We start from the raw sequence: 17,790 nt of genomic DNA on the forward strand, positions 1-17,790 counted from the left end.
GCGCCAGTCAGGGAGTTGGCATTGTCGCGTATCTGCCATGTGGCTCTGATGACGGTGTTCGCCGCACTTTCGGCGAGCACCGCCTTGTCGGCGGAAGCCGCGCCCGACGCGGGCGCGCCGGCCACGCCAGGCGCTGTTACCCGGGAGCGTGCGGTCAACGCCGACGCCTTGTTGCGGCTCGGCGATCTCTACAGCAATGCCGACAACGCCAACCGCGATCCGGCCAAGGCGTTCGACTATTACCGCCAGGCGGCGGATGCCGGCAGTGCTGCGGCGCGGCTCCGCGTCGGTGAAATGCGCGTGCTGGGCGAAGGCACCGAACGCGACATCAGCGCTGGGCTTTTGGCCATCGAGGAGGTGGCATCGGCCGGCGACGGCGCAGCACTCGCCTCGCTTGGCGGCCTCTACAGCCATGCCGACAACAGGGCGATCCCGCTCGACCTGCCGCGCGCCTATGACTACTACCGCCGTGCCGCCGCTGCCGGCAACGAAACCGGCATCCTGCGCAGCGGCGAGATGCTGGCGCGCGGCCAAGGTATCGCCAGGGACAGCGCAGCTGGGCTGGCGCTGGTGCGGTCGCTTGCCGATCGCGGCAACATCTATGCGCTGGTCTCCCAGGGCGACCTGATGAGCGATGTCGATGCCGGCGTGCCCGACATGCCAGGGGCGGAGGCAGCCTATGCCAAGGCAGCCGCACTCGGGCATCCCGACGCCTTGCTGCGCCTCGGCGATCTCTTCGGCAGTGGCCGCGCCGGCAAGCCCGACTATGCCAAGGCGTTCGGGTATTACGAAAAGGCTGCCGAGGCCGGTCAGCAGGTCGGCAGGCTGCGCGTCGCCGAACTGACATTCCGTGGTCAGGGCACGCGGCAGGACGTCGAGGGCGGACTGGCGTCGATCAAGGAACTGGCCGATGGCGGCGACGCCGAAGCACTGAGCTTCCTTGGCGATGTCTACAGCGGAGCCACGCCAGCGCCGGTCGCAAAGGATCCTCTTGCGGCGTTCGCCTACTACCAGCGTGCTGCCGACGCCGGCAACACGCGGGCGGCCCTGAGGGTCGGCGAGATGACGGCGCATGGCTTGGGTACGTTGCGCGACGTCTCGGGTGGGCGCGACATGGTTCGCCGGCTCGCCGATGCGGGCAATCCGCTGGCACTGATCAGCCTTGGCGACCTGCTGCGTGAGCCGGAGTCGGGCGCGGTCGACGCAGACGGCGCCGTTGCAGCCTATGAACGTGCAGCCGGCCTGAGCGAACCGGAGGCGCTGGTGCGCCTGGGCGACTTCTACAGCGACGGCATGACCGTTGCCGTGGATCTGCCCAAGGCGCTCGACTATTACAGCAAGGCCGCCGGGCTCGGCGATGTCATTGGGGCCGTCCGCGCCGGCGCCATGTTGGCGCGCGGACAAGGCATAGCCCAGGATGTCGCTGCCGGCCGGGCTATGGTGAAGGCTGCGACCGAGAGCGGCGAAGCCGAGGCGCATATCGTGATGGGCGACCTTTTGAGCCGGGGCGATGGCGGCCCGCCCGATGTTCAGGCGGCAATGCGCTGGTATGCCGAGGCGGCGGCGCTCGGGCGGACGCAAGGGCTGATCAGGCTCGGAGATCTCTATCGCGAAGGCAAGCTGCTGCAGAGCAACGGCAAGAAGGCCGCCGGCTATTATCGCCAGGCGGCCGAGGCAGGCGATGCTTACGGGCTGCTCATCCTCGGCTCGGCGCTGTCGGAAAGCCTGTTGCGCAATGCGGGCAAGCCGGCCGACGGAGTTGCCGCCTTGCGTGAGGCCGAAGCAACGGGTCTGGACGATGCTGCGACCGCGCTCGCCGACGCCATGCTTTACGGCATGGGCACCAAGCGTGACGCCAAGGCAGCCGTAGCCCTGCTTGAACAGGCAGCCGGCACCGGCAACGTCGCGGCGGCGCGTCATCTGATCAGCTACTATCGTGACGGCCGCCGTTATGGCCGCACCACCTTCATCAAGGCCGATGCCAAACGCGCCGAGCAGCTGATGACAGGCGTGTCGCCATGGCTGTCGCGCGGCGATCGCCTCGTCGAGGAGATGCTGTTTGCCGCCGCCGCAAATGACACCAAGGGCTACCAGTCGATCGTGGCGCGCATGCACGAACTTTCTGCCGAGCAGCGCCAGTCGCTGGTCCGCATGATGCGGACGACCCATCCGAACGGCTACATCTATCTGGCACAGCAGCAACTCAAGCAGGCCGGCTATTACAACGGGCCTGTCAACGGCGTGCTCAGCGGCTCCACGACGCGCGCGGTCAGCCGCTTTTGCGCGGCCAGGTCGCTGCCCAATGCCTGCCGCTTTGGCCCGATGAGCAGCCAGGCCGGGGACGTCCTGTCCTACGCGTTCTAGATTACGTCAGTCGAAATGATCGCCGAAGATGCGGCTCCAATGCTCGCCCACCAGCCCGTTGAAAAAGCCGTTACCAGTCTGGAACTGCCGGACGAGCTCGGGATCACGCGAATGCACCACCGTCGAGTTGACGTTGATGAAGATGATGCGCCGGCCGAGCATCGCTTCCAGCAGGGCTGGCTGGGTCCTGCCTCTGAGACCGGCGAGGCCGACGCCGGCGGCATGGTTGATCAGGCAGTCGATCACGGCACCAGCCTGGCCGGGCAAGGCCAGAACCTGGAGCACATGGCCGATGCCACCGGGCCGGCCGAAATAGACAAAGGCACCGATCACGGCACCTGTGCGCGCCGCAACCGTAGAGCGGCAGATGTCGCCGAAATCCGTCTTGGCCGAGGCATCCGACATGATGCGCGACAGTGCGTTTTCGTTCCAGTCCGGATGAATGGCGAAGCGCGAGGTGAATTTGCCGAGCAGTGCGGCGAAGCCGTCGGCATCGATGCTTGCCACTGTGTAGCGGCCTTGCGAGGCCGCCGCGTCGCCGGCGCCGAACCAGCGCGAAAACTCGCCGCTGCGGCGAAGGCCGAGACAGGCATCGACGGCGCGGGCCAGCGGCGCGCCGAGGCGTGCGATGGGCAGGCGCTGTCTGGCACCGGCAACGGCGAAGGCTGCCGGTCTGAATACCTTGATCCAGTCGAGGCTGTAGTCAGGCAGGATCGAGCCGCGCAGCGTCGTCCACATATTGGCGGTAACGTCGCTTGCCGTCTCGCTGAACGACAGGTCCTGCGGACCGGCGAGAAATGCCTTGAGCAGCCTTGCGCCGGACAGGTCGTTGCGCTGGTCCTCGTCGACCATCAGCGAACCGCAGATCGAAGCGTTCAGCTTCCTGTCACCAAACCGCATGGGCAGTGACGTCACGCCGATGAAGCCCGAAATGCTGCCGTCGTCGGCGACATTGACCAGGGATGGCGACCCCGCCGTAGCGTCGGTGGAATTGAGATAGAGGCGCTGGAGATAGCCGGGCAGCGAGGCGGGCGTCGGCGTGCGCCGCTTGCGCAGCACGCGCTGGAACATGTCTGCGACGACCGCCATATCAGCGGCCTGCAATGGACGAATTTCAGGCATCGGGCGAAGCCTCGGTCATGTCACGGCAGCAATGGCTTAGGCGGGAAACATCTAGGAAGGGTGAAGGTCGGGCTCCCGGTCACGCGGGATCGAGCTTGCGGACGATCGCCGCGCGCGGTGTCTTGGCGGCGTCGGAGACGAGTTCCACCGGTGCATAGACGCGCGCCCGGGCAAGCAGGGCTGCCACCTGGCGGTCCTGGCCGACGCCGAATTCGAAGGCGAGCCAGCCGCCGGGCTTGAGGAAGGTCACCGCATCGCGGATCAACCGCTGGTGGATCGACAGACCGTAGGGGCCGCCGTCGAAGGCTTCCCTCGGTTCGGAGGCCAGCAATTCGCTGCGATCGCCTTCGAGGCGTGCAGACGAGATGTAGGGCGGATTGCAGACGACAAGGTCGATGGACCCGGCTAGGTCCATCCCGTCGAAGGCGCCGAACAGGTCGCCCTGGGCAATGGTCACCCGGTTGGCCAGACCGAGACGGTCGGCATTTCGACGGGCGGTGGCGACGGTGCTGTCGGTCAGGTCGGCGCTCCAGACGCGCGCGCCCGGCATCTTGGCGGCGATCGCCAGGCCGAGATTGCCGGAGCCGCAGCACATGTCGATTACCCTGGCGTCGGCGCCGCGGCCGTAGAGCAGGCCGAGCGCTGCACGGCCGAGGATTTCGGTTTCCTCGCGCGGCACGAGCACGTCGCTCCCGAGCTCGAGCTCGATGTCCATGAATTTGTGCAGCCTAATGCCAGACTTGTCGCCGTTGTTCTCAACGATATGCATGGTTGCCCTCGCCAAGTCCTTTGCCCGCTCCATGACAACCCCAGCGCCCCGGATCGTCAACCGATCAATGCTTCTCCCGGGTGCGATTGTCATCAACATGACTTGTTCATACAATTCGTTACACAAAGAACCTTCTATCAATATCTACTATCGTATCGACGGTTGCGAAACCGAGACTATCGGCTTTGTGATGTGTTTTGATATCGGAAGTGTGCTTTCCTGCCATTGGTTAACTTGCGCTAAACACGTGCGCTTGTCGCACTAGCGAAACAGAGTCCGGCGTATGTGTGGATTTGTCGGGTATCTCGGGAATGTCGAGCCAGCAACGGCTGACGGGCTGCTGCGGCGCATGACCGGCAGCATCGCCCATCGGGGTCCCGACGAGCAGGGCGTGTTCGTCTGTCCTTCGGCCGGCCTTGGCCATGCCCGCCTGTCGGTCGTCGGCCTTGGCGACGGCCAGCAGCCGATGGCCAGCGCTTCGGGCGACCTCCACATCGCCTTCAACGGCGAGATCTTCAACTATGTCGAACTGCGCGACGAGCTGAAGGCGCGCGGCCGCCGATTTCGCACAGGCAGTGACACCGAAGTGATCCTGCATCTCTATGAGGAGATGGGCCCCGACTGCGTCGACCTGATGAATGGCGACTTCGCCTTCGTCATCTGGGACGCGCCGCGGCAGCGCATGTTCTTCGCCCGGGACCGGATGGGGGTGCGACCGCTGTTCTACACCGAAGTCGGCGGCACTTTGTATTTCGCTTCAGAGGTCAAGGCCTTTGCCAGGGTGCCCGATTTCACCGCCGAACTCGACGAAATCGCGCTCGACCAGATCTTCACCTTGTGGGCGCCGATCGCGCCGCGCACCGCCTTCAAGAATGTCTACGAGCTCGAACCCGGGCACATCATGATCGCCGACAAGGGCGGGCTGGTGACGCGTCCCTATTGGCAGCTTGATTTCCCCGATGCCGAAGCATCCCGGGCGCCGCGCGACGAGAGGCAGGCGGCGGAGGAACTCCGGGAGCTTCTGACCGACGCGACCCGCATCCGCATGCGCGCCGACGTCACCGTCGGCTCCTACCTCTCGGGCGGTCTCGATTCCTCCATCGTCTCGGCGTTGGCAGCACCGATGGCGACCGGGGGCTTGCGCACCTTCTCGGTGACCTTCGACAGTGCCGAGCATGACGAAAGCGAGTTCCAGGAAGAGATGGCGCTGGCCATCGGATCGCACCACAGCGCGGTCAATGTCGGGCCCGGCGACATCGCCTCGATCTTCCCGGAGGTGATCAATGCCACGGAGCGGCCGGTCATCCGCACGGCACCGGCGCCGCTCTATCAGCTCTCCGGGCTGGTGCGCGCCAAGGGCATCAAGGTGGTGCTGACGGGCGAGGGCGCCGACGAGGTCTTCGCCGGCTACGACATCTTCAAGGAGACGCTGGTGCGGCGCTTCTGCGACCGCCAGCCCGGTTCGGCCAGCCGGCCGCAACTGTTCCGCAAGCTCTACCCCTATCTGCCGGGGTTGCAGAAGCAGTCGGCGTCCTATCTCGCCGCCTTCTTCGGCGCCGGCAAGGACAGCCTCGACGATCCGCTCTATTCGCATCTTCCGCGCATGCGCAACACGGCTGCTGCCAAGCTGTTCTTCTCCGGCGACCTGCGCGCCAAACTCGCATCCTATGACGCGGTAGCCGAGCTCGCCTCGCAACTGCCGGAGCGTTTCGCCCGCTGGCATCCGCTGCACCAGGCGCAATATCTCGAAAGCCGCTACCTGTTGCCGGGCTACATCCTGTCGAGCCAGGGTGACCGCATGTCGATGGCGCATGGCATCGAGGGCCGCTTCCCGTTCCTAGACCATCGCCTTGTCGAGTTCGCCAGCCGGCTGCCACCCGGCATGAAGCTCAAGGGGCTGGTCGAAAAGCACATCTTGCGCGAGGCGACCAAGGACCTGTTGCCGCCGTCGATCGGCCAACGCATGAAGCAGCCCTACCGCGCTCCGGATTCGCAATCTTTCGTCGGCACCGGCGAACAACCGTGGCTGCGAGAGGCGGTGAGTTCCGAGGCGATCGCCGATTCAGGATTCTTCGACGTTTCGACGGTAAGGAAGCTGACCGAAAAGTGCCGGCAGCAGGCGGTGACGGGCTTCCGGGACAACGCTGCCTTCGTCGGCATCCTGTCGACGCAGCTGTGGCACCGGTCGTTCGCCGGATCCAGATCCGATGTCACCGAGGCCGCCTGACGATGAAACAAAAGGAGAGAGCATGACGCAGCAGATAAAGGACACGGTCAAAGCCTTCATCATCGACAACTTCCTGTTCGGGGACACGTCCTACGCGCTCGCCGATGACGTTTCGCTGATCGAAAGCGGCGTGATCGACTCCACCGGCGTGCTGGAACTGGTGACCTATATCGAGGACCAGTTCGGGCTCGAAATGGCGGATTCCGACATCGTTCCGGCCAATCTCGACTCGCTGGTGCGGATCGCGGCTTTCATCGAGGCGAAGCAGGCAGCAGCGCAACCCGTAAAACAGGCAGCTGGCGCCGCCTGAGGCGCTTGGGAGGGGCAATGCGACTGGAGCAGTTCTTACGCGACAGTGCGCGGTTGCGGGGCGACAAGACCGCGCTGATTGCCCGCGACATGCGCCTGACCTACGCCGAACTCGACAGCATGTCGGACCGGCTGGCAGCAAGGCTCGGCGATCTTGGCGTCGGCCGTGGCGATCGCGTGTTGGTCTTCATGGACAATTGCTGGGAAGCCGCGGTGTCGGTGTTCGCCATTGCCAAGGCCGGTGCCGTCTTCAGTCCGATCAACCCGTCGACCAAAGCCGACAAGCTCGATTTCATCATCGGCAACTGCCGCGCGCGCGCCGTGCTGACCCAGGCCCGGCTGCTGCCGGTCGTCACCGAGGCGAATGACGGCGGCGAACTGATCGTCGTGTCAACGGCTGCCGGCGGCAAGGCACCGGAAGGTGCGGTCTCATTCGAAGAATGCCTGCAAGGCAGTGCCGCAATGCCCCTTCATGGCGGCATCGACGTCGACCTTGCCATGCTGATCTACACCTCGGGCTCAACCGGCCGGCCCAAAGGCGTGATGATGACCCACCGCAACATCGAGGCGGCGGCCGGTTCGATCACCACCTATCTCGAGAACACACCAGACGACATCATCCTCAACGTCCTGCCGCTGGCCTTCGATTACGGGCTCTACCAGCTGATCATGTCGATCAAGATGGGCGCGACGCTGGTGCTGGAGAAGTCGTTCTCCTTCCCGCAGGCGATCTTCGACGTCATCCGCGCCGAGAACGTCACCGGCTTCCCGCTGGTGCCGACAATGGCGGCGCTGATCCTGCAGATGCGCGACATCAAACCGGGCTTCCTGCCCAGCCTGCGCTACGTCACCAACACCGCCGCCGCCCTGCCGCCGGCCCATATCGCACGGCTGCGCGAGCTGTTCCCCGGCGCCCGGCTCTATTCCATGTATGGCCTGACCGAGTGCAAGCGTTGCACCTACCTGCCGCCGGCGGAGCTCGACCGGCGCCCCGGATCGGTCGGCATCGCCATTCCCAACACCGAAGCCTTCGTCGTCGACGATCTCGGCCAGCCGGTGCCGCCTGATACACCGGGCGAGTTGGTCATCCGCGGGCCGCATGTCATGCAGGGCTACTGGGAGAATTCGGAAGCGACCAACCGCATGCTGCGCCCGGGCTTCAACCCGTGGGAAAAGCTGCTCTACACCGGCGACCTGTTCCGCCGCGACGCCGAAGGTTTCCTCTATTTCGTCGGGCGCAAGGACGACATCATCAAGACGCGTGGTGAAAAGGTGGCGCCCAAGGAGGTCGAGGCCGTTCTTCACGCCTGTCCCGGTGTCGCCGAGGCGGTGGTGATCGGCATACCCGACCCTATCCTCGGTCACGCCATCGGCGCGCTGATCGTGCTCTCCGATCCCAACCTGACCCAGCGTGAAATCCTGCGCCACTGCCAAGCCAATCTCGAGGATTTCATGGTGCCCAAGATCATCGAGTTCCGATCCGAATTGCCCCGGACCGACACCGGCAAGGTCAGCCGGCGTCTCGCCGCCGAATCCATGGAGCCGACGCAATGAACATGCCATTGGCGCAAACCGGCAGTTTCGGCGCGGCGACGCTGACCATCGATCCCGAAGCCGAAGCGACGAGAATATCAGCCGCCTTGCGCAGCCAACTGACCGGCACGCTCCACCGGCGCGGGCTTGTGCTCGGCCTGTCGGGCGGCGTCGATTCGAGCGTCAGTGCTGCCCTCGCGGTGCGCGCCGTCGGCGCCAAGAACGTCTTTGCTCTGTTCATGCCGGAGGACGATTCCGATCCCGAAAGCCTGCGTCTCGGACGCCTCGTCGCCGAAACCTTCGGGATATCCGCGGTCGTCGAGAACATTGGCCCGACGCTCAAGGCGATGGGCTGCTACGAGCGCCGCGACGCCTTCATCCGTGAACTGGTGCCCGAATACGGCGCCGGCTGGGCGTGCAAGATCGTCATCGCCAATGCGCTGACCAACGAAGGCTACAACATTTCGTCGCTGGTGGTGCAGGATCCCGAGGGCAAGCAGACCAAGCTGCGCATGCCGCCGCATGTCTATCTCGGCATCGTCGCCTCGACCAACATGAAGCAGCGGACGCGCAAGCAGGTCGAATATTTCCACGCCGACCGACTCAACTACGCCGTCATCGGCACACCGAACCGGCTGGAATACGACCAAGGCTTCTTCGTCAAGAACGGCGACGGTGCCGCTGACGTCAAGCCGATCGCCCATCTCTACAAGTCGCAGGTCTACCAGTTGGCCGCCCATCTCGGCGTGCCGGAGGAAATCCGCCGGCGGCCGCCGACCACCGACACCTATTCGCTGCAGCAGACGCAGGAGGAGTTCTATTTCTCCTTGCCATATGATCGCATGGACCTGTGCCTCTACGGGCTCAACAACGGCATTGCGGCGGAAGAAGTCGGCCTTGCTGCCGGGCTGACCGCCGAGCAGGTTGGCCGCGTCTGGACCGACATCGCCTCCAAGCGCAAGACGACGCGTTACCTGCACAGCGGCCCGCTTCTCGTCGATCCCGTGCCGGAGATCTGAGGCGCCTGATGGAGGCCACCGTTTCGCCGGTGGCCCTTTCCGCGACTGATCTTATTCCGGGCGCAGGAAGCGGCCGTTAACCCAGCCTTCCTGGCCGCGATAGCGCACCTTGCACCAGCTCTGGCGATCCTGGCAGCCGAGATTGCGCAGGCCGCTGGCATCAAACGGGATTTCGGCGATCAAGAAACCGCGCGGCGAAGGCGTCGAGCGCATGTTGAGCACGTCGTTGGGCGTCACGCCGACGACACGCCAGGAGCGCGGATCGGGCCCGGGGCCAGGACCCGGGTTCGGGCCCGGGCCGGGCTCGCCACCGCGGCCGAAGATCGAGACGCTGAGCGAGAAGGGGGCGGGCCGATTGCGCCGCGCTTCGGCACGCACCAAATAGATCTGGATGGTGTAGAGGCCGGAGGCGGGCAGGCGTCCGTCCCACCGCGTCTGCTCACGCGCGATGGCGCGGCCGCGCGGGTCGAGCACGTTGAAATAGAGGAAGGTGTTGCGCGAATTGAGGTCGAGGCTCATGCGCTGGCCGGCTCGCGCCTCGAGCCGGTAGGAGGCGCTGATCGGGCCGAAGACAATGCCGCGCACCGTCGTCTGCGTAGCACCAGGGCGCATGCGCAGCGTTTCCATGCGCTCCTGGGCTGCCACGACCTGCGGCACGGCAGGCGCAAAGGTCAGCATCACTGCAAAGAGAAGACCGAGTTTCCGCATCTGGTATCCCCGCTGGATCAATAGCTTGGGGATGTTAGCCGATGTGCCGGCACAGAGTAATCCAATTTCGACGGAAGCCCTAACCGCCGCTGATCGCCGTCAATACGAAGACTTCGACACCGGGCTTGAGCCTGGTTGTCAGCGTGGCGCGTTCGCCTTCGACAAAGACGTTCATATGCTTGCGGATCGCCGGGCGGCTGTCGCAGATGCGGTCGCGCATACCGGGCCAGCGGCTGTCGAGCTCGTCGACCATGTCGCGGACGGTTTCAGCCGGAACTTCGACGCGCCTCGAAGCACCCGGAAACAGATCGACCAGCACCCCGGGCAGGCGCACCACGACGGTGGCGAGCGCTGCTTTTCGGCTTTCCGGGGCAGGGCTGTTGTCCACGGCCGCCGCTCAGTCTACGACCAGCGTTTCGACCGACAGGATTGCCGGCAGGTGCTGGGTGACGTTGACCCAACTCTCGCCTTCGTCGGCACTGGCAAACAGCGCGCCCGAACTGGTGCCGAAATAGACGCCGGCGGGGTCGAGCCTGTCGGTTGCCATCGCCTGGCGCAACACGCCGATATAGGCGTTTTCCTGCGGCAGGCCGTTGCGCATCGCCTGCCACTCTCGGCCGCCGTTGCGCGTCCGCCAGACGGCGGCCTTGGCGTCGGGCACGTAGCGGCCTGCGCTGTCGCCGTTGAGCGGCACGAGATAGAGCGTTTCGGGATCGCGCGGGTGCGCCGCGGCCGGAAAGCCGAAGGTCGAGGGCAGGCCTTTTTCGATGCTCACCCAGCGCTTGCCGCCATCGTCTGACCGGTACATGCCGCAATGGTTCTGCTGGTAGAGCCGGTCGGGCATGCCCGGCGCCATCACCAGATTGTGCACGCACTGGCCGAATTCTGGGTAGTTTTCGCCCTCGGGCATGAAATCGGCGCGGGTGCCGAGATTGCGCGGCTCCCAGGTTGCGCCGCCATCGCCAGTGTAGAACACGCCGGCCGCCGAAATGCCGATCCAGATGCGGTCCTGGTCGTCGGGATCGAGTACCAGCGAATGCAGGATGAGGCCGGCGCCGCCGGGGTTCCAATGTGGCCGGGACGGGTGTTGCTGCAAGCCGTCTATGTGCTGCCAGCTCTGGCCGGAATCGTCGCTGCGGAACAGGCCGGCCGGCTGCACGCCGGCATAAAGGCTGCCATTACCCTTGGCGAGGCTCCACACCGCCTTGATCGGCTCTTCGCCCTCGGCATATGCGAGCCCCTCCGACGAATGCGTCCAGGTCTCGCCGAGATCGGTCGACTTCCAAACCGCCGGCCCAAACCACTCATTGCCGCCGGCGCCCCAGATGGTGCCGGTCGACTGGTCGGCGACGACATGGTTCATCGGCCAGGTCTCGCAGAACGGTCCGCGCAGTTTCCAGCTCTGCCGTGCCGCATTGCTTTCGGCGATGAAGGCACCTTTCTTGGTGCCGAGCAGGACAAGCACTTTCTCTGCCATGTTCTCCTCCCGCAATGCCGATCTTCAGGGATCGATTCCGGATCGGCTGCTATCGCATTTCAAACACTGGCTTTTCCCGGCAATGCCGGCTCGGGATCCCGGCTCCTCCCGGGGATGATCCAGATGCTGACAAAGACAGCCGACCATAGCGGCAAAGCGGCAGGCGGGCCAGATTGAGCTGCCATGCTCCTGACAAACGGCAGCCCAGACTGTGCCGGCGACATTCGAGTTGACAGGGCGCCATAATTCAATACCCGTCGCGCTTTAGGTTGGACATATCAGCGTGCTCGGGAGGAACCATCGGATGACCATCAACGTAGCCCCTGTCGGCTTGGCGCGGGATCTTGCCGAGCGTGGCAAGTCCGGCAAGCCGATCCGCATTGGCCTGATCGGCTCGGGCGAGATGGGCACCGACATCGTGGCGCGGGTGGCGCACATGCCCGGCATCGAGGTCGGCGCGATCTCAGAGCTCAACCTGCCCAACGCGCATCGCGCCGTCGACATCGCCTATCAGGAGAAGGGTCACGCCCGCGAAGTTGCCTCCGGTTCGGCGCTGAACGAAGCCATCGAGGCCGGCAAGGTCGCGGTCACCAACGATGCTGATCTGATCCTCAACAGCGGCCTGATCGACGTCGTCATCGATGCGACGGGCGTTCCTGCCGTCGGCGCCGAGATCGGCCTGCGCGCCATGGAGCATGGCAAGCATCTGGTGATGATGAATGTCGAGGCCGACGTCACCATCGGTGCCTATCTCAAGTCAGAGGCCGACCGGCTTGGCGTCACCTATTCGCTTGGCGCCGGCGACGAGCCGTCGTCCTGCATGGAACTGATCGAGTTCGTCTCGGCGATGGGCCACACCATCGTTGCCGCCGGCAAGGGCAAGAACAACCCGCTCAACATCGATGCGGTGCCGCACGACTATGCCGAGGAAGCTCAGCGCCGCAACATGAACGTGCGTATGCTTGTCGAGTTCGTCGACGGCTCCAAGACCATGGTCGAGATGGCGGCGATCGCCAATGCCACCGGTCTGGTGCCGGACAAGGCCGGCATGCACGGCCCGGCCGCGACCTTGCCGGAGCTCAACAAGGTTCTGGTCCCGGAGAAGGACGGCGGTGTTCTCTCCAAGGTCGGCGTCGTCGACTATTCGATCGGCAAGGGGGTTGCCCCCGGCGTGTTCGTCATCGCCGACATGTCGCATCCGCGCATCCGCGAGCGCATGGAAGATTTGAAGATGGGCCATGGCCCGTATTTCACCTTCCACCGGCCCTATCACCTGACCTCGCTCGAGGTGCCGCTGACCTGCGCCCGTGTGGTGCTTTACGGCAAGGCCGACATGGTGCCGCTGGCCAAGCCGGTGGCCGATGTCTGTGCGGTGGCCAAGAAGGATCTTGCGCCCGGCGACGCGCTCGATGCCATCGGCGAATACACCTACCGCGCCTGGATCATGACGGCGGGCGAGGCCCGTGCGGCAAAAGCGATCCCCTGCGGCCTGCTGCAGGGCGGCACGGTGACGGCCCCGATCAAAAAGGGCGAACTGATCACCACGGCCAACGCCGCCGTTGCGCCAGGTTCGAAGATCGCCGAGCTGCGCGCAAGGCAGGACAGGCTGGTTTACGGGGCATAAGGCAACGAGCTGGCCGGCAGGCGAGCGAAGCTTGCGATCTGGGCGTTGGCGGACGCCCAGATCGTGGACGACGATCATGGAAATGAGGAGATGACCATGGACAGCAACTCGGGCGCGACGCCCTCGCAACTGATCGATGCACGGATCAAGGACCTGGGCGACTGGCGCGGCGAGACGCTTGCCCACGTCCGCGCTTTGATCAAACAGGCCGCCCCCGAAGTGGTCGAGGAGTGGAAGTGGCGGGGCGTTCCCGTCTGGGAGCACGCCGGCATCATCTGCACCGGCGAGACCTACAAGAGCGTGGTCAAGCTGACCTTTGCCAAGGGCGCGTCGCTCGAGGACCCGTCCGGCCTGTTCAACTCCAGCCTCGATGGCAACACCCGCCGCGCCATCGACATCCATGAGGGCGACACGCTCGATGAAACGGCGCTGAAGGCGCTGGTTCAGGCGGCGGTGGCGCTGAACATGTCGGTCAAGGCTGCCCGCGCGCCGAAGAAGGCAAAGAGCGGCTGAGGCGTAAGGCCCGCTTCGGCGGGCAGGGCTCCTTGGTCCGCTGCCTGCTTGCATTTCGGCTCGCCAGCTTAGGTTACGCCTCCAGCGCGCCTGTTCGCGCATCGCTGCTGGGGGCCACGCCGACCAGTTTGACGAGGTCGTCGCCGGCGCGCGTGGCGCGGTGCGAGCGGCGGGTGAGGATGAATCCGTCCTGCGGTGCCAGCACCTCGACCCTGCCGCCGTCCTCGCCGGCCGCGCGCACGATCGTCGCGATATGGGCTCCCGCCTTGACGGTGTCGCCCGGATTGACGTGGTAGAGGATGGCGCCCGCGCAAGGGGCGGGCACCATCTCGATATGGTCGATCGGCGCTACCACGCCGGCGAACGTCTTCTGAGTTTCGATCCACGTGTCCTCGATCACGCCACGCGCCACAAGCAGGCGATAAAGGCCCTGTGCGTCGGCTTCGGCAACGGTGGCATAGACATCGGAGACGCCGCGATACTCGACTGTCGTGACGACGCGGCTTTCGAGCCGTGCTTCCTTGCGCGGCATCTTGAGATAGGGATGCAGCGAGGCTTCATCGAAGGATGAGCCCGACTGGCCGCTCCACAGGATGACGGCCTCCACGCCCATGTTGGCGGCACAGTCGGCCATCGCCGGCCACAGCTCGTCGGGCACGTAGAGATAGGCGACACCCTCGTCGTCGCAATGCAGGTCGAGCACGATGTCGTGGCCAAGCGACAGCTTGAGCAGGCGCGCCTTCAGCCGCCTGTCCGACGACATCGGTACCTCGTCACCCGGCAACAGCGCGGTGTCGGGCCTGTCGAGCAACGGGAAATCGCGATTGTAGTTGACGCGTGTGCCGAGGTCGAAGCGGCCTTGCGACGCCCCGAACAGCAACTGATTGGCGCCGATCGGGTTGGCGCGCGGCACGATTGTGACGTTGCCACGCACGCGGCCTTCGTTTTCCGCCTTGCGCAGTTTTGGCATCAGCGCGTCGATGGCGACGACGCCGGGGAGTTCGTCGCCATGCAGGGCCGCCTGGATGTAGGCCGAGGGCGCTTCGGACGAGGTGCCCGAAATGCGGTAGAGCGCAAATTCGTAGGCGATGCCCTCGCTGTCGCCCCTGATCGTCTCGGCCGATTTTTCCATGCCATGTCCCTCGATGCTTCGACTGCTGCCTAACCGCTCGGCTGGTGATTCACCAGAGCCGTGGTGGTGTGTCATGGTCCAGCGCGCCGCAGCCGCAGCTCCAGACGTGTCGCCACTCCTCAGGCCGCCGAGCCCCATTGCTTCATCAGCGCCGCCGAGCGGGCCAACTGCGGGGCAGGATGGAACTCGTGGCCGAGCCTGGCTGCGGCACGCCACGGCCAGCGCGGATCGGCGAGCAATGCGCGGCCAAGCGCCACCATGTCGGCCTGGCCCTCGCGGATTATGGCATCGGCCTGCTCAGGCTGGTCGATCATGCCGACGGCGCGGACCGGGATGCCCGTCGCCTTCTTCACCGCCTCGGCGAGGTGGACCTGGTAGCCGGGGCCGGTACGCAGGCTCTGGTGTGGGGAATTACCGCCGCTCGAACAGCATAGGTAAGCGACGCCCGCCTCACGATAGGCCTTGGCGACTTCGATCGCCTCCTCGAGGGTGAAGCCGCCATCGACCCAGTCGGTCAAAGACATGCGGGCGCCGAGCATCAGGCTTGGCACCGCTTCCTTGACGCGGCGGGCGATCGTCATGGCAAAGCGCATGCGGTTTTCGAGCGAACCGCCCCAGCGGTCGCTGCGGTGGTTGGACAGCGGCGACAGGAACTGGTGCAGCAGATAGCCATGCGCCGAATGCAGCTCGATGAAGTCGAAGCCGGCGCGTTCGGCCCGCTGCGCTGCCTGGACGAAATGGTCGATGGTCTGCTCGATCTCGTCTTCATCAAGCGCATGCGGCACCTGCCAGCCATCGGCATAGGCAAGCGCCGAGCATGACACCACAGGCCATGCATCCTCTTCCGGCTTGAGCGGGCCCGAGCCGTCCCAGGGGCGGTGGTTGGAGGCCTTGCGGCCGGCGTGCGCAAGCTGCACGCCGAACTTCGCACCTGGCGTCGCCACCCGCCGCGCTGCGTCGAGGGCGCGTTTCGCAGCCGCTTCGTTGGCATCGGAATAGAGCCCCATGCAGCCATGGCTGATGCGGCCGCGCCGTTCGACATCAGTCATCTCGACGGTGACCATGCCTGCGCCGGACATGGCGAGGTTCATCCAGTGCTGCAGGTGCCAGTCGGTCGCGGAGCCGTCGTCGGCGGAATACTGGCACATCGGCGCAACCGCGATGCGGTTGGGGAAATCGAGCGTGCCGAGCTTGATCGGCGAAAACAGATGGGCGGTCATGACGCCTCCTGGGCTTGGTAAGGCGACTGTAAGATGTTTGACGGGGCGGGCAACCGTGTTGCATGGGGCCAGACCGTGCTAACAGTCGCGACCCTGCCGCGGCCCAACGGCGGCAATGGCGAATCGGAGGGGTGGATGACCACGACCAGGGACCGGCTGGAGGCGATCCTTTCGCGGCTTGCTGCGCGCGCTGGTGAAGAACGCGTCTTCATGAAGCTCTATGCCGATGTGTCGCGCGCCGCCGCCGATGCCGCTGATGCGCGCCGCCGGGCAGGGCTGATGCTCGGGCCACTGGATGGCACAATCGTCTCGATCAAGGACCTGTTCGACGTCACTGGTGAGCCGACGCTGGCCGGCTCGGTGCTGCGGCGCGATGCCGAATCGGCACGGGACGACGCGCTGGTGGTCAAGCGCTTGCGCCGCGCCGGTGCTGTCATCATCGGCAAGACCCATATGACCGAGTTCGCCTTCACCGCGCTCGGCATCAACCCGCATTACGGCACGCCGGGCAACGCCGCCGATTCCAGGCTGATCCCGGGCGGCTCGTCCTCGGGCGCCGCAGTCTCGGTCGCCGAAGGCAGCTCCGACATTTCGATCGGCTCGGACACCGGCGGCTCGGTCAGGGTGCCCGCCGCCCTCAACGGTGTCGTCGGCTTCAAGCCGACGGCACGGCGCATTCCGCTCGACGGCGCGTTTCCACTGTCGCCGTCGCTCGATTCCATTGGTCCTTTGGCAAGGTCAGTGGCGCAATGCATCGCCACCGACGCGGTCATGTCGGGCAAGGAGCATTTTTCGCTGCCAGCTCTGTCGCTCGCCGGCCTGCGCATCGCCATGCCGCGTGGCCGGCTGCTTGACGACATGGCGCCTGGCCTGGCGGCCAGCTTCGAGCGCGCGCTGCACCTGCTTTCGGCTGCTGGTGCGGTGATCGGCGACTGCCAGATCGACGACCTGTTGGCCGATTTCCGCGCCGCGACACGGACCGGCACCATCGCTGCGATCGAGGGGGCCTCGATCCACGCCGACTGGCTGGCCAATGGTGCGTCTGTGCCCATCGACCCCAATGTCAGCGGCGCGCTTGGCCGCGCCATGCAGGTTCCGGCGGTCAGCTACATCAGGACGATGAACCGCCGCGTCGAGCTTGCCGCCGCCATGGACGCGCGGCTGTCGGCGCATGATCTCGTCGTGCTGCCGACGACGCCCGTGCCGGCACAGCCGATGTCAGACATGCTGGCCGACCTTGCACACGCCAACCGCATCGAGGGGCTGTTGTTGCGCAATACCCAGGTCGCCAACCAGTTCGACCTCTGCGCCCTGTCGCTGCCGATGGCCGGTACGGCGCTGCCGTCCGGCCTGATGCTGATGGCGCGCCATGGCCACGACCGCCGACTGCTTTCCGCTGGCCTTGCCGTCGAGGCACTGCTTAGGGATAGGCCATGACCGGTTTGATCACCGACGACGGCGTCGTCACGCGCTGGCCGGCCAAGGCCGCCGACCGGCTGGTGGTGCTCGATTTCCTCGTCGCAAAATTCGAGACCGGACGCGACTACAGCGAGCGCGAGGTCAACGACGTCCTCAAGCGCTACCACAGCTTCGGCGACTGGGCCCTTTTGAGGCGCGAATTGTTCGAGAGCGGGCGCTTTTCGCGCAACCCTGTCACCGCCATCTATCGCCGTGCCGATGCCCGTTAAGTCGGAGGTTTGCTGGCCTCTTGCGGAGCTGGCCTGAATAATGGTCATCTGGCCGCTACAACGTTGCAGGCCGGAATCGGACGAG

Annotated in this window: 16 protein-coding genes; 9 read left to right on the top strand and 7 right to left on the bottom strand. The window is 65.4% G+C overall.

Features of this window, described 5'->3' with window-relative positions; all coding sequences use genetic code 11:
• Positions 1–21 precede the first annotated feature (21 nt).
• Positions 22–2,364 carry an SEL1-like repeat protein gene (locus N7E70_RS12675; RefSeq protein ID WP_263006568.1) on the top strand — a complete coding sequence of 781 codons (2,343 nt, stop codon included), beginning with the start codon at positions 22–24 and terminating at the stop codon, positions 2,362–2,364.
• Between the two features lie 6 nt (positions 2,365–2,370).
• On the opposite strand, the gene N7E70_RS12680 is transcribed toward N7E70_RS12675, so the two are convergent.
• Together N7E70_RS12680 and N7E70_RS12685 are read right to left on the bottom strand one after the other, a co-directional pair.
• Positions 2,371–3,486 (bottom strand): hypothetical protein, encoded by a 1,116-nt coding sequence (locus N7E70_RS12680; protein ID WP_154386354.1) that lies wholly within the window; start codon positions 3,484–3,486, stop codon positions 2,371–2,373.
• Positions 3,487–3,565: 79 nt separating this feature from the next.
• The gene (locus N7E70_RS12685; RefSeq protein WP_263006569.1) at positions 3,566–4,255 is read right to left on the bottom strand and encodes a N5-glutamine methyltransferase family protein; all 690 of its coding nucleotides are present in this window, start codon (positions 4,253–4,255) and stop codon (positions 3,566–3,568) included.
• Positions 4,256–4,538: 283 nt separating this feature from the next.
• Here N7E70_RS12685 and asnB point away from each other — a divergent pair, with 283 nt between their 5' ends.
• Genes asnB through nadE form a run of 4 tightly spaced genes read left to right on the top strand, consistent with a single transcriptional unit; the run spans position 4,539 to position 9,343 of the window.
• Positions 4,539–6,482, top strand: a complete 1,944-nt coding sequence (gene asnB / locus N7E70_RS12690) for an asparagine synthase (glutamine-hydrolyzing) (protein WP_263006570.1) — start codon at positions 4,539–4,541, stop codon at positions 6,480–6,482.
• A gap of 22 nt (positions 6,483–6,504) precedes the next feature.
• A complete protein-coding gene (locus N7E70_RS12695) occupies positions 6,505–6,792 on the top strand; it encodes an acyl carrier protein (RefSeq protein ID WP_067960158.1) in 288 nt (95 codons plus the stop codon).
• Between the two features lie 17 nt (positions 6,793–6,809).
• Positions 6,810–8,345: a class I adenylate-forming enzyme family protein gene (locus N7E70_RS12700; RefSeq protein WP_067960160.1), complete on the top strand. Its 1,536-nt coding sequence runs from the start codon at positions 6,810–6,812 to the stop codon at positions 8,343–8,345.
• Entirely contained in the window at positions 8,342–9,343 is a 1,002-nt protein-coding gene (nadE, locus tag N7E70_RS12705) for an NAD(+) synthase (RefSeq protein WP_263006571.1), read from the top strand. The genes N7E70_RS12700 and nadE overlap by 4 nt, the downstream gene beginning before the upstream one ends.
• Positions 9,344–9,394: 51 nt before the next feature.
• Here the strand turns inward: nadE and N7E70_RS12710 are convergent, their stop codons facing one another.
• The 3 genes from N7E70_RS12710 to N7E70_RS12720 form a co-directional block, all read right to left on the bottom strand.
• Positions 9,395–10,051: an SH3 domain-containing protein gene (locus tag N7E70_RS12710; protein ID WP_067960166.1), complete on the bottom strand. Its 657-nt coding sequence runs from the start codon at positions 10,049–10,051 to the stop codon at positions 9,395–9,397.
• Between the two features lie 79 nt (positions 10,052–10,130).
• Positions 10,131–10,439 carry a MoaD/ThiS family protein gene (locus N7E70_RS12715; RefSeq protein ID WP_067960169.1) on the bottom strand — a complete coding sequence of 103 codons (309 nt, stop codon included), beginning with the start codon at positions 10,437–10,439 and terminating at the stop codon, positions 10,131–10,133.
• Between the two features lie 9 nt (positions 10,440–10,448).
• The gene (locus N7E70_RS12720; RefSeq protein ID WP_067960172.1) at positions 10,449–11,528 is read right to left on the bottom strand and encodes a WD40/YVTN/BNR-like repeat-containing protein; all 1,080 of its coding nucleotides are present in this window, start codon (positions 11,526–11,528) and stop codon (positions 10,449–10,451) included.
• A 304-nt stretch (positions 11,529–11,832) separates the two neighbouring features.
• On the opposite strand from N7E70_RS12720, the gene N7E70_RS12725 reads away from it, so the two are divergent.
• Positions 11,833–13,152 (top strand): NAD(P)H-dependent oxidoreductase, encoded by a 1,320-nt coding sequence (locus tag N7E70_RS12725; RefSeq protein ID WP_263006572.1) that lies wholly within the window; start codon positions 11,833–11,835, stop codon positions 13,150–13,152.
• 96 nt (positions 13,153–13,248) lie between these two features.
• On the top strand, positions 13,249–13,665 hold the full coding sequence (locus N7E70_RS12730; protein ID WP_246670835.1) for a DUF1801 domain-containing protein: 417 nt from the start codon (positions 13,249–13,251) through the stop codon (positions 13,663–13,665).
• Positions 13,666–13,738: 73 nt separating this feature from the next.
• Here N7E70_RS12730 and N7E70_RS12735 read toward each other — a convergent pair whose 3' ends face one another.
• Together N7E70_RS12735 and N7E70_RS12740 are read right to left on the bottom strand one after the other, a co-directional pair.
• Positions 13,739–14,797 carry a succinylglutamate desuccinylase/aspartoacylase domain-containing protein gene (locus tag N7E70_RS12735; RefSeq protein WP_263006573.1) on the bottom strand — a complete coding sequence of 353 codons (1,059 nt, stop codon included), beginning with the start codon at positions 14,795–14,797 and terminating at the stop codon, positions 13,739–13,741.
• A gap of 119 nt (positions 14,798–14,916) precedes the next feature.
• Positions 14,917–16,017 (bottom strand): NADH:flavin oxidoreductase/NADH oxidase, encoded by a 1,101-nt coding sequence (locus tag N7E70_RS12740; RefSeq protein WP_263006574.1) that lies wholly within the window; start codon positions 16,015–16,017, stop codon positions 14,917–14,919.
• A gap of 135 nt (positions 16,018–16,152) precedes the next feature.
• Here N7E70_RS12740 and N7E70_RS12745 point away from each other — a divergent pair, with 135 nt between their 5' ends.
• Positions 16,153–17,454 carry an amidase gene (locus N7E70_RS12745; protein WP_263006575.1) on the top strand — a complete coding sequence of 434 codons (1,302 nt, stop codon included), beginning with the start codon at positions 16,153–16,155 and terminating at the stop codon, positions 17,452–17,454.
• The gene (locus tag N7E70_RS12750; protein ID WP_263006576.1) at positions 17,451–17,705 is read left to right on the top strand and encodes a DUF2087 domain-containing protein; all 255 of its coding nucleotides are present in this window, start codon (positions 17,451–17,453) and stop codon (positions 17,703–17,705) included. Before N7E70_RS12745 ends, N7E70_RS12750 begins: the two co-directional genes overlap by 4 nt.
• Positions 17,706–17,790: the final 85 nt, after the last annotated feature.

Source organism: Aminobacter sp. NyZ550, from assembly GCF_025628925.2.
GTDB lineage: Bacteria > Pseudomonadota > Alphaproteobacteria > Rhizobiales > Rhizobiaceae > Aminobacter > Aminobacter ciceronei.

Bases quoted from the DNA above. Each gene is read 5' to 3' on its own strand.
- N7E70_RS12680 (WP_154386354.1), bottom strand. From the start codon at position 3,486: ATGCCTGAAATTCGTCCATTGCAGGCCGCTGATATGGCGGTCGTCGCA.
- N7E70_RS12685 (WP_263006569.1), bottom strand. From the start codon at position 4,255: ATGCATATCGTTGAGAACAACGGCGACAAGTCTGGCATTAGGCTGCAC.
- asnB (WP_263006570.1), top strand. From the start codon at position 4,539: ATGTGTGGATTTGTCGGGTATCTCGGGAATGTCGAGCCAGCAACGGCT.
- N7E70_RS12695 (WP_067960158.1), top strand. From the start codon at position 6,505: ATGACGCAGCAGATAAAGGACACGGTCAAAGCCTTCATCATCGACAAC.
- N7E70_RS12700 (WP_067960160.1), top strand. From the start codon at position 6,810: ATGCGACTGGAGCAGTTCTTACGCGACAGTGCGCGGTTGCGGGGCGAC.
- nadE (WP_263006571.1), top strand. From the start codon at position 8,342: ATGAACATGCCATTGGCGCAAACCGGCAGTTTCGGCGCGGCGACGCTG.
- N7E70_RS12710 (WP_067960166.1), bottom strand. From the start codon at position 10,051: ATGCGGAAACTCGGTCTTCTCTTTGCAGTGATGCTGACCTTTGCGCCT.
- N7E70_RS12720 (WP_067960172.1), bottom strand. From the start codon at position 11,528: ATGGCAGAGAAAGTGCTTGTCCTGCTCGGCACCAAGAAAGGTGCCTTC.
- N7E70_RS12725 (WP_263006572.1), top strand. From the start codon at position 11,833: ATGACCATCAACGTAGCCCCTGTCGGCTTGGCGCGGGATCTTGCCGAG.
- N7E70_RS12730 (WP_246670835.1), top strand. From the start codon at position 13,249: ATGGACAGCAACTCGGGCGCGACGCCCTCGCAACTGATCGATGCACGG.
- N7E70_RS12735 (WP_263006573.1), bottom strand. From the start codon at position 14,797: ATGGAAAAATCGGCCGAGACGATCAGGGGCGACAGCGAGGGCATCGCC.
- N7E70_RS12740 (WP_263006574.1), bottom strand. From the start codon at position 16,017: ATGACCGCCCATCTGTTTTCGCCGATCAAGCTCGGCACGCTCGATTTC.
- N7E70_RS12745 (WP_263006575.1), top strand. From the start codon at position 16,153: ATGACCACGACCAGGGACCGGCTGGAGGCGATCCTTTCGCGGCTTGCT.
- N7E70_RS12750 (WP_263006576.1), top strand. From the start codon at position 17,451: ATGACCGGTTTGATCACCGACGACGGCGTCGTCACGCGCTGGCCGGCC.